Origin of the sequence: Prevotella sp. khp1, from assembly GCF_900102205.1 — a bacterium.
Taxonomy (GTDB): domain Bacteria; phylum Bacteroidota; class Bacteroidia; order Bacteroidales; family Bacteroidaceae; genus Prevotella; species Prevotella ruminicola.
In genome coordinates, this window is record NZ_FNJZ01000002.1 from 398,386 (window position 1) to 412,460 (window position 14,075).

General features: G+C 46.9%; 8 protein-coding genes and 1 pseudogene. 3 read left to right on the forward strand and 6 right to left on the reverse strand.

Annotation, left to right across the window (positions count from 1 at the left end; all coding sequences use genetic code 11):
- Positions 1-13: 13 nt before the first annotated feature.
- The 4 genes from BLR73_RS07470 to BLR73_RS07485 all read right to left on the reverse strand — a co-directional run bounded on the left by BLR73_RS07470 (position 14) and on the right by BLR73_RS07485 (position 9,591).
- Positions 14-3,193 carry a SusC/RagA family TonB-linked outer membrane protein gene (locus tag BLR73_RS07470; RefSeq protein WP_176763647.1) on the reverse strand — a complete coding sequence of 1,060 codons (3,180 nt, stop codon included), beginning with the start codon at positions 3,191-3,193 and terminating at the stop codon, positions 14-16.
- 36 nt (positions 3,194-3,229) lie between these two features.
- Positions 3,230-4,363: a glycoside hydrolase family 5 protein gene (locus BLR73_RS07475; protein ID WP_176763658.1), complete on the reverse strand. Its 1,134-nt coding sequence runs from the start codon at positions 4,361-4,363 to the stop codon at positions 3,230-3,232.
- A 181-nt stretch (positions 4,364-4,544) separates the two neighbouring features.
- Positions 4,545-7,322: a helix-turn-helix domain-containing protein gene (locus BLR73_RS07480; protein ID WP_091860732.1), complete on the reverse strand. Its 2,778-nt coding sequence runs from the start codon at positions 7,320-7,322 to the stop codon at positions 4,545-4,547.
- A gap of 85 nt (positions 7,323-7,407) precedes the next feature.
- On the reverse strand, positions 7,408-9,591 hold the full coding sequence (locus tag BLR73_RS07485) for an alpha-galactosidase (protein ID WP_033150590.1): 2,184 nt from the start codon (positions 9,589-9,591) through the stop codon (positions 7,408-7,410).
- A gap of 118 nt (positions 9,592-9,709) precedes the next feature.
- Here BLR73_RS07485 and BLR73_RS07490 point away from each other — a divergent pair, with 118 nt between their 5' ends.
- The 3 genes and pseudogenes from BLR73_RS07490 (at position 9,710) to BLR73_RS07500 (ending at position 12,205) form a co-directional block, all read left to right on the forward strand.
- Complete coding sequence (locus BLR73_RS07490) at positions 9,710-10,285, forward strand: manganese efflux pump MntP (protein WP_091860735.1); 576 nt, start codon at positions 9,710-9,712, stop codon at positions 10,283-10,285.
- A gap of 72 nt (positions 10,286-10,357) precedes the next feature.
- Positions 10,358-11,149, forward strand: a pseudogene (locus BLR73_RS07495) (ABC transporter ATP-binding protein); the annotation flags it as partial.
- Positions 11,150-11,170: 21 nt separating this feature from the next.
- Entirely contained in the window at positions 11,171-12,205 is a 1,035-nt protein-coding gene (locus tag BLR73_RS07500; RefSeq protein ID WP_091860740.1) for a pyridoxal phosphate-dependent aminotransferase, read from the forward strand.
- Here the strand turns inward: BLR73_RS07500 and BLR73_RS07505 are convergent.
- Both BLR73_RS07505 and BLR73_RS07510 read right to left on the reverse strand, forming a co-directional pair.
- Positions 12,195-13,319 (reverse strand): ABC transporter substrate-binding protein, encoded by a 1,125-nt coding sequence (locus tag BLR73_RS07505; RefSeq protein WP_013065243.1) that lies wholly within the window; start codon positions 13,317-13,319, stop codon positions 12,195-12,197. The genes BLR73_RS07500 and BLR73_RS07505 overlap by 11 nt on opposite strands.
- A complete protein-coding gene (locus tag BLR73_RS07510; protein ID WP_091860743.1) occupies positions 13,319-14,062 on the reverse strand; it encodes a DUF4465 domain-containing protein in 744 nt (247 codons plus the stop codon). Before BLR73_RS07510 ends, BLR73_RS07505 begins: the two co-directional genes overlap by 1 nt.
- Positions 14,063-14,075 lie beyond the last annotated feature (13 nt).

A 14,075-nucleotide genomic window follows, 5' to 3' on the forward strand; every position in this document is an offset into this window, starting at 1 on the left:
TAACTGATGCTAATTAAAATTTTACGTTTACATTGATACCATAGCTGCGGCGTGAGGGCAGCGAACCATACTCCAAACCAAGTCCTGAGGTGTTGTAACCTGAGTCAGGATCGATGTTAGGAATGTTCTTCCATACGATGAATGGGTTACGAGCTACGAACGAAACATTCAGGCCTTTCACGGTCTTACCCAGCCACTTCTCAGGGAATGTGTAACCGAAGGTGATTTCGCGGCACTTTACATACGAGTTGTCGTAGATAAACATCGAAGGTGCATTCTCGGTAGCAGTCTTCCAGTACGACTCGGGATTAACGGCAATATCGTTCTGACGGTATGTACCATCACCATTGTCGATAACACCAGGAACAATCAGTCCCTCGCACTTTCCGGCAGCACGCCACTCATCAAGTGTCATATTAGCCTGCTTACGCAGCTCCTCAGAACGGTACCACTCCTCGCGGCCCTCGAGTGTGCCACTGGCTTTACCTGTAGCATAGGCCGAACGCATTGACATTGAGAAGAGATCGGCACCAACCTTAACGTCGAAGCCTGCAGAGAGGCGGAAGTTCTTATAAGTAAAGGTAGAATAGAAACCACCAGTCCAATCCCATGAGGCGTTACCCAGTGTGTGAGTCTGATCGTCAACAACTGGCAGACCGCTCTCGGCATTGATAATTACCTGTCCGTCGGCTGTGCGCTTAAAGTCCTTACCGATGATTGAACCGTAGTTCTTACCAACCTCGGCACCTACGCTAACACCACACCAGGTTGCCTTCTCAAGCTCGAAGTAGTCCATACCGTCGATGAGCGACTTAACCTTATTGGTGTTCTTTGAGAAGTTTGCACCAGCATCCCATGCGAAATCCTTGATCTGCAGCACGCGACCGTTGAGTGCAATCTCGATACCCTTGTTCTGAATCTCACCAGCGTTGATGAGGCGATAGTTATAACCAGAAGTTGATGAAGAAGCCAGACCGATAATCTGATCCTTTGACAACTGGTTGTAGTAAGTTACATCCAGACCCAGACGGCCCTTGAAGAATTTCATCTCCAATCCCAGCTCAAAGCTGTTGGTACGGGTTGGCTTCAGGTCCTTGTTAGGCTGGGTGTTGTTGTTAATCATACCAATTACATAACCACCGTAAGAGTACTTACCTGTGGTGTAGTTCAGCGCCAGCTGATAAGGATCGGTATCGCTACCTACCTGTGCCCACGAAGCACGAATCTTACCATAGTTAATCAGGCTCTTGTTCTTGATGAACTCAGAGAACACAACGCTACCTGAGAACGAAGGATAGATATATACATTATTATTAATAGGCAGAGTAGATGACTTATCGCCACGTACGGTAGCCTCGAGATAGTAGGTGTGCTGATAACCTACGCTAGCCGAACCGAAGATAGAGTTAATCTGCTTCTTGTAAGTATTCTGCTGAATGCTCTGCTCGGCATAGTTCATGATAGCAATGATATCCTTCATCTGCTGGTCGGTACCAGTAAAGATATCAGTCTTATTGTTTACCTTGAAGATGTTACCACCAAGGGTAGCGTTTACATCGAAATCGCCAAACTGGTTGTTATAGAGTGCCAACAGCTCGGCATTCAGAGTGCGGTTTGTGAACTTCTGGTTCTGCAGCTGTCCAGCCTGCTTACCAGGAGTAGTGCGGCAGATGAAATCCTGGAACGACATGAAGTTCATATCGGTACCGATAGTACCCTGCAACTTCAAGTGATCGGTAATATTCCAGATGGCCTTACCTGTAAGACGGAACACATCCTTACCAGTGGTGTTCTCGTTCTTATACAGATCCCAATAAGGGTTCTTGTTATACTGGTCGTTACCATTCCAGTTGGCATAGTCGCCATCCTCAGTCTGATAGTGCTTCAGCCAAGCCTGATTGTAGGTACCAGCCAAAGTCATCAGGTTCTTACCGATATTGCTCTGAGAGTCGCCCAGTGCAGGACGGTTCTTAACATCCTCGCGAGTGTAGTTGGCTGTGAAGTCGAGATCAACAGGACCAGCTGATGTGTTTACACGCAGGTTGAAGTTATCACGACTCATGTGTGTATTAGGCAGAATATCCTTGTTACGCATATCGGTAACGCTGAAACGAACACCAGTCTTACCAGAGTTAACAGACAGAATAGCTGTGTTCTGGGTAGTCATACCAGTACGGAAGAACTCGCTGGTATTGTTAGGATACATCAGGAATGGGCGCTTTACGTGATCGAAATATTCAATCTCCAGATCGTCGGCCTTAGCACCCCAGCTTGAGTTGGTACCCGAAGTAGCAGTTGGGCTGTAAGCACCACTGTAACCCATACCATAAACCTGCTGGATATCGTCCCACTTAGCCAGCTGCTGGTCGAATGTGAGCGAACCGTTATACTCAACGCTGATCTTATCCTTGTCGGCCTTCTTGGTAGTAATCAGAATCACACCATGTGATGCACGGCTACCATAAAGGGCCGAAGCGGCAGGACCTTTCAGTACGGTCATGTTCTCGATATCATCGGGGTTGATAGCTGAGATACCATCACCCAGGTCGTATCCACCCTCAGTGCCTGCGCTACCAAAGTTGGTATTGTCAAGGGGCACACCATCGATAACGTAGAGAGGCTGGTTGTTACCACTGATTTCGGTGTTACCACGCAGCAGTACACGGGTAGAACCAGAAGCACCACCTGCGGTATTCTGAACTACCAGACCTGCTACTTTACCCGAAAGCGAGTTGATAACGTTGGTTTCCTTAGCCTTTGTAAGCTCCTCGCCCTTTACCTCAGAGAGGGCGTAACCCAGAGCCTTACGATCGCGCTTGATACCCAGGGCGGTAACAACAACCTCGTCGAGCAAGGTCTTGTCTTCCTCCATCAGGACTTTCATGCCCTGCTTGGCCTTTACCTGCTTAGTAGCAAATCCGATGTAGCTGATTTCGAGCATATCGCCGGGTTTGCACTTTACCTTAAAGTTACCATCGATATCGGTAACAGTTCCTGCAGAACTACCAACCACCTTAACAGTGGCTCCAATCATTGGGCCATTGGCATCCTCTACGGTACCAGAAATGGTCTGGTCGTCGGGGGCTACTGAAGTTGCATGACCGTTAGTTGTAACGGCACCTGCTGTCAACGGCATCCACATCATGCCTGCAAAAAGCAGACTGAGAAGCGTTTTTGATTTCTTCATGTGCATTGTTTAATTAGTTAAATTATAATTGGAATTTATATATTATTTCTTGCCATCCAAAATACCTTGAAGCACCCAGGGTGCCTTAACCTTCATGCCAGCATTGCGATCGAAGATGCCGAAATGCTCCGAACCACTGCCAAAGCTATTATTGTCCCAGATAAAGGTGGAGAAACCGCGCTTCTTAGCCTCGCTAACCAGGAAGTGGCAGTAGTAGGTCATGTTTTCATGAATCAAATCGGTCTGACCGCTCTTCTGGCGATCGGTAACACCCCACTCGCCTATTACTACGCCTAAACCCTGATTACTCCATGTGCTTACCACCTTATCGAAAAACTCGCTCATGGTCTTTTCGTCGTTAGGCGAAGCTTCGCCTTTGGCCTTATAAGGCTCACCCCAGAAATTATACTTGCACTCGCCAGCATAATCCCAGGGGGTATAGTAATGGAATTCTACACTCATATAATCGTTGCCATTGCCCTCGATATCAGTAGGCACAATGAAATCGCCGTTATTAATTCCGAAGTCGGGGTTGCAAACATACGTCTGCACCAGCAGATGGCGTTTGGCATTATTGCCACCCGTAGCACGTACAACATCAACAAAAGTTTGATTGTAGGAGTTCTGCACAGCCAGATTCTCGGCTTCGGGCTTACCCCAGTTGTCCTTAATGTGTACTTCATTAGTTCCGGCAAAGGCTACACGGTAGTCGTAATTGGCAAACTCGCTGGCTATATTCAGCCAAAGCAGAGCTAACTTCTGGTTGTTCTCGTCTTTGTATTGGTTGGTGGGGCGCCCCTCAAGCCACTTATCGTGGTGTGTATTGATAATCACTTTCAGATCGTTGCTCAGGCACCAGTTAACCACCTCCTTTACACGAGCCAGCCAAGCCTTATCGATACTCATGGCTGTAGGATTGGTGATGTGACACTGCCAACGGATAGGAATACGAACGGCATTAAAACCTGCTTCCTTTACTGCCTTGATGTTTTTCTTGGTTACCACAGGATTTCCCCAGGCGGTTTCGGCCTTGATACTGTTATCGGCCATACCGATGGCCATCGATTCGCCATCTTGTCCTGGAGCCGAACACTCAAACTGGTTACCCAGATTCCAACCAACAACATCTTTGTTCCACTCCTTTGCCGTAGGCTGAGCCTTAGCAGGCGCAGCCATTACACAGCAAAGAATACTACTAACTAATAACTCAAAAATCATTTTTAATTATCTGATTGTTTTATTTGGTTTGCAAAATTATGCAAACCTTTCCTGATGGGGGTTTGATGCTACGCAAAAAAGGTTTCATTGCTATTTTCTGATAGCTTTGAAACCTTTTGTAACAGAATTCAAACCTTATTTACTGGTATTTTGAGGGCGATACGCCGAAGTATTTCTTAAATACTGTACTGAAATACTTGGCATTTTCGAAGCCTGCAAGTGTAGCTGCATCTGATACGCTACGTCCGTTTCTCAGCATCTGGGCTGCACGCTCCAAACGGATGATACGGATAAAGTCCTGAGGCGATTTACCTGTAAACGACTTCAGTTTTACATAGAACAGTGTACGACTCATAGCCATTTCGCGACAAAGACTGTCAATAGAATAATCGGTGTCGCTAAGATGTTCGGATATCAGTTGGGTAGCCTTATCTACAAAGTCGGATTCTGCCTCATCGCTATCAGCAACCTGCACCTCTTCGGGCTCGTCGGCAGCGGGTACTGATGCAGGTGTAGAAGCATTGGTAGCCTTCAGATGATCGATGGTCAGGCGCATGTACTTTTCGTGCAGTTTATATACCTGCCAAGCGGTATAGAACGCCAACAATACCAAAGCAATATAGATGCACCACATCCACCACGAGCTCCACCAAGGTTGGGCAATTGTAATAATCAGCGTTTTGGAGTCGAGCACAGTACCTGTTGTACGACTGAGGCATTGTAGTGTTAGCTGATGCTCGCCTGGCTCGAGATTAACAAAGCGTATATACTGCTGGTCGGTGGGTTTACTCCACTCGCCACGTCCCATCTTGTAGCGGTAAACGATATCGAAGTGGTTACGCATGTTTACACTCTCGAACTGCAGATCGAACGTGCGCTGACGGTAAGAAAGACTCAACCTGCCTTGGTTAAGCAGGTTAAACACCTTTGTATTCTGCAGTTTATCCGAATCTACATCGCAGTTAACACCAACGAAAGTGATGCTGGCAGTATAATTAAGGGGCTGTACATTCTCAGGATGAATGATGATGGCACCTGTAGTTGAGCCAAATACGATATCGCCATCGGGCAGTACCTGAGCTGCTCCACGCGAGTACTCCCGATTAAAACCATAACAGTAATTGGCATTAATAACCTTGTCGCCTTCGCCCGACTTTACAAAAGCCAAACCTTCGTCCGTAGCAATCCATATACGTCCGTCGCGGCTTTTAACCAAGCTGCGTACATAGTTAGATGGAAGGCCGTTGGTTGTAGTTATCTGTCGACTGACGTGCTTGCCAAGATGGTAAACATAAACGCCACCACCATCGGTAGCTATCCACAACTCCATGCCCGAAGCCAGCAGATGTGTTACAAATGGGTTTACATCGGTTACACCAGCAGGTGTATAGTCTAACTCCTTAACCTCGGCGCTACCAGGTGTAATCAGCTTAAGTCCAAAGGCTGTACCAACCACAATCTGTCCAGAAGTGAGCTGTGTAATGGCTTGAACATCGTGTACTGGATAGTTGCGACATTCGGCTTGTTTCTGACTGATTTGCGATACAGGACTATATACCAGATCGCCATTCAAAGAGCCTATCCACAGACCACCATCCTTATCATATAAGGTGGCATAAACATGGTCGTCTTTCAAAAAACTATTGTCTTTTGTGTATATCTGACGTACATTGCCTCGACTATCAATCTCGATAACGCCTTTACCATAGGTTGAAACCAGCACACTACCATCGGCTTTTTTGCTGGCGTTAAGCACAACTGTACCCTGACAACAATGCTGCCATTGCCCAGTAGTAAGGTTCTTAATGCTAATACCATTATCGGTACCCATCAGCAACACGTCAGCCGAAAGCGGCATCACCATGTTCACATTATCGTTGAGCAGACTCTGCTGGTTGTTTGCCAGATGCTGATAGATGGCTGTGGTAGTGCTGATAGGACGGGCGATGTCGATACCACCAGAGTAGGTACCTATCACGATGTTTTTCCAACTATCTACCAGCATGGCATAAACGCCGTTGCCATGCAACATGCTATGCTCCGACTCGTTGGCATCGAAGAGTAAAGAGCAACCGCCCCTACCATCACGACTAATCTGATAAACACCTTGTCCATCAATGCCGATCAGCATGGTATCATCGTCGTAAGGACAAATGCTACGGATAGGATTACGATACAGATTCTGATCAGATATACGCACAAACTCATCGGAAGTAATCTTGCCATTCTGACTAATGGTTACCATATGAAGACCATTCTCGTAACCTCCAATCCATAAGCGGCCCGACATTTCATCGTAGTAGCCGTACTCCGTGTTATAGGGTAACAGGCGCTGGCCCCGTTCGTTATACACACCATCTCGGGCACAGAACAGCAGATGACCCATCATGGGCACAATCTGGTTTACATAAGTTCCCTTCATCACTTGGGTAAGTGTGGTGTCCTTCAGCAGATAAACACCATCGTGCAAGGCCAGGAACAGGTTGCCATCCTTTACGTGGATATCGTTTAATGCCACCTCGTGCCCCAGCTTCTTGGAGATGCTGGCTACTGGTTTAAAACCATCAAGAACTGACAGGAAAAGATAGATGGAGCCACGATTATCAAAAGCATAAATGGCTTTATCGTTAGTGGCCATCTTTATAACACGCCCGCCAAGATGAGCGAAAGGCGTACCATCGTCGAGTCGGTATATTCTTACTTTCGAGCCATTATAGCGACCTACGCCTTTCATAGACGACCACCAAATGGCACCAGATGTGGTTTGGCAAACAGAAAATATACGCTGATTATCCACACCATCAGCTATACTCAGATGTGAGAAAGTAAAATGCTTCACATCTAAGGCATAAAGTTGCATAGCAAAAAGCATGAAAAGTGCTATCAGCCAATGTTCTAATCGTCGTTGTAGTTCCATTCGGCTGCAAAATTACTAAAAAAAACGCAATACACATCCTATTTTAATGAAAAGAATGTATATTGCGCCTTTTTCTTAGCCTAAGTTACTGTGCCTCAAGCAACAACACACGACTGCTCCAATCGTTTTTCTTGCTCCACTCGGGCTCGTTACGATAAGGCATTTCAAGGCCGTGATTCATCAGATAGGCACCACTGAACACCTTACCCTCGACATCCATCGGACGCAGATCGATACGGTTCAACTCGTGAATCTTATAATTCTTCGAGGCATCGAGACCAGCCATTTTTACACGTGGCAGATGCTCGTTCTGGAACGATTCGGTTTTCCACCAGAAGAATACCGACTTCGACTTCTGCTCATCCACATACATGAGCGATGCCAATCCCTGCTTATCGTAAGGCGAAACCAAGCGATAGATGTCGCCAAACTGTACGATAGGACGAATCTGCTTGTACTCGGCGATAGCCTTACGGCAGAGTTCCTTCTCGTCGTCAGTCATATTCTTTGGCTGGATCTCCATACCCAAGCGACCACTCATAGCTACATCAACACGATATTTGAGCGCTGTGGTGCGGAAAACGGTGTGGTTAGGTGTGGCCGAAATGTGTGAAGCCATTGCGATGGCGGGGAAGAAATAGCTGGTACCCCACTGCATGTAGATACGCTGCAGGGCATCGGTATTATCGCTTACCCAGAACTCATCGAAGTATGGCAGAACACCCCAGTTGGCACGACCGCCACCAGAGGCACAGGCCTGAATGGTAAGGTTGGGATACTTAGCACGAACACGCTGGCAAACCTTCTCGAAACCACGATGATATTCGATATAAAGATGACTCTGATCGTTCATGGTGAGGTACTGCGAACCATGATTCATGATGGCCATGTTGGCATCCCACTTGATATAATCGATTTCTGGATATTTAGTCATCAGGTTATCTACAATCGAGAACACAAAGTCCTGCACCTTAGGGTTAGCCAGATCGAGTACCAGCTGCGTGCCGCCACGACCTTTCACTACGTCTCGTTTTGGTGCTTTTACAACCCAGTCGGGATGTGCATCGTAGAGTTCGGATACCGAGTTGGTCATCTCTGGCTCAATCCATATGCCGAACTTAATGCCGTGCTTCTTAGCATCGCGAAGCAGACCTTCGATACCCTCGGGTAGCTTGTTGGTATCCACCTCCCAGTCGCCAAGGGCACAGTTGTCGGTCTTGCGAGGATATTTCACGCCAAACCAGCCATCGTCCATTACAAAGAGCTCGCCTCCCATCGAGGCTATATCGCCCATCATCTGGTCCATACCCTGCTGGTTGATGTCGAAATAAACACCCTCCCAAGAGTTCAGCAGTATCTTGCGCTCTTTATTGCCATGAGCCAGCATATATTTGCGGCCCCACTTGTGGAAATTACGCGATACACCTGAAAGACCGCACTTTGAAAAGCTGAATGCCACCTTTGGCGTGGTGAATGTCTCACCTTTCTTAAGATGATAGGCCGAGTTATCGGGGTTGATGCCAGCAAAGAAGTAGTGGTACTCTGTGTCATCGGTCTCAACTTTCAGCTGATAGTTGCCTGAGTAGCAGAGGGCGGCACCAATCACATCGCCGCTGTTCTCCCGGCCTTTACCATCGAGCGAGAACATCACTTCGGCATGATCGGTATGTGCATTGCGTACACCATCCTTATTCTTAATCACCTTCTGTCCAAGCTGGATAGGCTCCTCAATCAAGCGAGCCTCGTTGCCCCACGAACCGCCAAAGTGCGAAAGCCATACGTTTCCGCGACGGATGGGCAGTGAACAAGAGGCAAATTGCGTAAGAGTGATGGGTTTGGCCTCGCCGTTTTTGATTTCTGTCCAGGTTTCAATCATATCTTCGTCGAAACGTGCCTGATAGCACAGCACTACCTGAACAGGGTATTTGGGATCTTTCAACGTAATCTGAGTAACAGAGCCTTGTGTGGTTACATCTGTTGCAAAAAGCTCTGTCGACATATTGCCATCGGCATGGGTCATGGCTACAGCAGCCTCGGCAGGACAGTTCATGCCATAAGCAGGATAAGCATCCATACGTCCGTCACGAGGGGATTGCAGATTCTGCAAATCGTAGTCGCTTAGTTTTGCACCATAATACACATACTGTGGTTGTTTACCCGTTTCTACATCAAGCACCATCGTGGTGTTCTTGGTTTGGATAACAACCTGTTTTGCCCAAGCCGTAGAGGCCGAGACCATAAGGAACGCTAGAAAAAGAATCTTCTTCATTTTTTTGAATCGGTTATTAGTTAAAAAATCTGAGCGCAAAGGTAATAAAAAATTTGTTTATCTCAAAAAAAAGTTGTTATTTTGCAAGCTAAAGTATAAGAAAGAGCAAAATATTATCATGAACTCGCTGGATATATGGATGTTAGCCGTTGCATTGGCTATGGATTGCTTCACGGTTTCGATTGTGAGCGGTGTTATCGTTCGCCGTTGGTTGTGGGCGATGATTCTGCGTATGGCTTTTCTTTTCGGACTTTTCCAGGCCGTGATGCCACTGATAGGCTGGCTGACTACCAACCACTTTAGTGAGCAATTGGAAGCCATCGACCACTGGATAGCCTTCGGCTTGCTGGCATTTTTAGGTGGAAAAATGATTCGTGAATCGTTCTCTGACGAGGAAGAACAGCAGTTTAACCCTAAAAACCTGCGTACCCAGCTAGTATTGGCTGTTGCTACAAGTATTGACGCGCTGGCCATCGGAATATCGTTTGCTTGTACAGGCTATCGTGCCTTTGCACAGATAGCTTACCCGCTTTTAATCATCGGTCTGGTATCTTTCATGTTCAGTTTTGTAGGCTACAGGTTGGGCGTAAGGTTCGGCAAATCGATAGCTCGCAAGCTAAAGCCAGAACTTTTAGGCGGTATTATACTGATAGTAATTGGTATAAAAATACTACTTACACACCTGCTTGCATAAGATAAAACTCGCGAACAGAAAAAAGTTTGCAAATTGTGATACTGTTTCCAAACTTTTTACTATCTTTGCACCATGAAGACGACGGGCGAAACTATAGAGCTGCGCAATCTAAGCATTGGCTACCAGACAAAACACGGTATTAAAACGGTGGCTACGGGCATCGATGGTGCCATCAAAAGCGGTGAACTTACTTGTCTGCTGGGCGCTAATGGTGTAGGCAAATCAACGCTACTAAAAACCCTATCTTCATTCCAACCCAAAACAGGTGGCGAGATACTGTTGGAAGGTCGTGAACTCTCGGAGTACAGCGATAAACAGCTGAGTCGCCTGATAGGTGTGGTGCTGACCGAAAAGCCTGATGTGAGGAATATGACTGTTCGCGAGCTGGTATCGCTGGGCAGATCGCCCTACACAGGATTCTGGGGCACCTATTCGAAAGACGACCTGCAGGTGGTTGACGAGGCTATTGCGATGGTGGGTGTAGAGCCGCTGAAGAAGCGCATGGTGCACACGCTGAGCGATGGCGAACGCCAGAAGGTAATGATAGCCAAAGCGCTGGCCCAACAAACACCTGTGATTTATCTTGACGAGCCAACGGCTTTTCTCGATTATCCTAGCAAGGTTGAGGTGTTGCAGCTGTTGTGTCGCATTAGTCGCGAGGCCGACAAAGTAATATTCTTATCCACGCACGATGTGGAACTGGCCTTGCAGATGGCCGATACCATCTGGCTGATGACTCAAGGCGAAGCAGTGGCTATTGGTTCACCAAAAGCGCTGGCAGAACAAGGGGCATTAGGCAGGTTTATAGAACGGGAGGGTATAGCTTTCGATCCCAAGACCATGACAATAAAAGTAACAAAACAGGTATAAATATCTATTAAGCTTATGATATACGGGCACGGTGACGATGTGTTTCGCTATGGCGACAAGGTGAAGATTAATTTCAGCTCGAATGTGTATAGTCAGGCTGACTACACAGAGTTGAAAGAGCACCTGATGCAGCATTTTGATGTGGTGGGTCACTATCCTGAGCCCGATGCCCACACTTTGGAATGCCTGCTGGCCGAGAAACTGGGTGTAAAGGAGAACACCGTGATGGTTACCAGCGGCGCCAACGAGGCTATCTATCTGATAGCGCAGCTGTACAAGGGTTGGTCGTCAATCATTCCTCAACCCACATTTAGCGAATACGAGGATGCCTGTCGCATGTTTAACCATATTATATCATACGACGTTAAGGACGAGTTTGATGTACTGCCCAAGGACCGTATCTATTGGATTTGTAACCCTAACAACCCTACTGGCAACGTGCTGGTAAAGGGTATGCTGAACCATATCGTACGAAATCATCCACGTTATCTGTATGTCATCGATCAGTCGTATGCTGATTACACCTTAGCACCTATGCTGGAGCCCAAGGAAATGACGGATGTGTTTAACCTGATGCTGGTTCACTCGCTCTCTAAGACGTTTTGTATACCAGGTCTGCGTTTGGGTTATATCGTGGCCTCGCCTATTATTATAGGTAGATTGAAACAGATACGTCAGCCCTGGACGATTAACGCCTTGGCTATCGAGGCAGGCAAATATATGCTTGAGAACAACATGCAGATGATTCCCGACCTGAAAGTATATCTTCAGGAAACGATGCGACTGCACGCTAACTTATCGACTATCGACGGATTGAAGGTCATGAAGACAGATACCAACTTTATGCTGGTATCTATTCATAACAGTACGGCGATAGAGTTGAAACGATGGCTGATGGACAACTACGGCATTTTGATTCGTGACGCTTCGAACATTCGCGGATTAGACAACAATTACTTCCGCGTAACTACCCAACAGCCCGAGGAAAACGACCTGTTGGTAGAAGCTATCACGGCGTATGTTGACCACTTGAACGAGGTTAGCGATTAACCTCTTTAAAATAGCGCATCGAGGTCATCGTATCCAGTTCGGGATGCAGAATATGGATAAAATCGCTCAATAGTCTTTCAGGGTGGAAAGGCGACTCCTCGTAGAACAACGAACGCTCTACATCACAACCATAAGCCGTTTGGTTCTTAAACGCTTTAAACTGATTGTAACCATGATGTTCGCTCAGCAGCTCATCATAGGTAATATCGTGATCGCCACTATATCTGAAAAGCCACACATCAGCATCGCCAGCACGCTCCAGAACCGTTTCGAAAGGCAGTGAGATAGAACCGCTGTGTTCATCATCGGCCCATGCATATTGGGCGTTGGCATCCCTAATCATCTGGCCAATGGTGCTTTTGCCACCAGGCACATACCATACGCTACCTGTTACCTTATCAACCACTACCGATGGCTTTGTTTTAGCCTTTGCTGCCAATGCCTTAAGCTGGTGGTAGTTGTTATCTACACTCTGAAATAGCATATCGGCGCGCTCTTCGCAACCAAACAGCATGCCATAGAAACGCAGCCACTCGGCACGTGCCAAAGGCGAGGCCTCCATATAGTCGGCACATTCTATGATGGGGATGTTAATCTCTTCGAGTTTACCATAACCACCGCTGTTTTCGAAAGGCGACAGGAATAGGGCATCAGGATGTTCGTCGATAATTTTCTCGATAACAGGACTCATACCATCGCCCACATCGCTTATCTTGCCTTTGGCCACCTGCTCCTGAATCCAAGGTATCTTAATGTACTTCAAGTCGGCCACACCCGATATGCAATCCTGTTTGCCAAACTCCATCAACATAGCGCAATGCACGGTGGTAAACATTACGGCGCGTTTTAATGGTGTGCGTACAATAGTACCGCTGGGAATATGGTTGGGTATTTCCTGGTCGGCAGGTATCAGCACATAACGGTGTAGCGTCATACCTTCCTTCCAAGGGTTCTTGATAGTTGCCACCGTATAGCCATCAAACTTCTCGACGCTAATCTGTGTGGCATATTTAAAGGTAACAGCATCGCCCCCAGCTTGCTGAGGTGCGTTTTTCTTCGCACCTCCGCAGGCTGTGAGCAATACTGCTATGATTAATAGTTGAATGTATCTCATTAATACTCAAACTCGATATCGTCGATACACATGTAAGTAGGAGTTGTTGGACCCCAATCGTTTTTCTTTGTGCCATCGAATGCAAAGCTCAGGCTGGTAACTTTCTCCAAACTCTGGAAATCGCAGAACTGCCAATCCTTTACATACTCACCGTCCTTAGCCAGGAATACCTCAACATCCTTGGTTGATCCATCAGACAGTGTTGCAGTTACAATACACTTAAACCAGTCGTCCTTCTCAAACTTACCAGGAGTCATACCATCGCCATTCAGGTAAGCATCAACAGCCCAAGCCTCGTTGGTAAACCAGAAGCCCTTCAGGGTAACGGCACGACCAAAGTCGATAGTCTCGCCAAAGGTATAAACTACACAGTAGTTGTTGCCACTCTTTGCGGCGCCGACTGCGCTATTGAACTGATCGGGATTCAAATCCTTGTAAGTAGTAGCGGTACGGTTAGAGATAGCAAAACCCGTCCAGCTGGCAAATGATGGTGTGTAGTTTACTGGGAAGGTTACCCCCTTTTCCTTATATTGGCAGGCGAAAGCTTCCGCTCCGTAATTATCAAACTTAGTACCAGATTCGTCACCACTCCAATAGCCATCAGCGCCAAGCTTCTTATTCTCGAAAGAAACTGTAGCCTGTCTCTTACCACCAACAGGATTGTCATCATTAGTACATGATGTGAACGACAGTGCGAAACCGCACGCAAGGACTGCAAGTCCGAAAATTTTGTTTGTCTTCATAATTTTTTTGTTT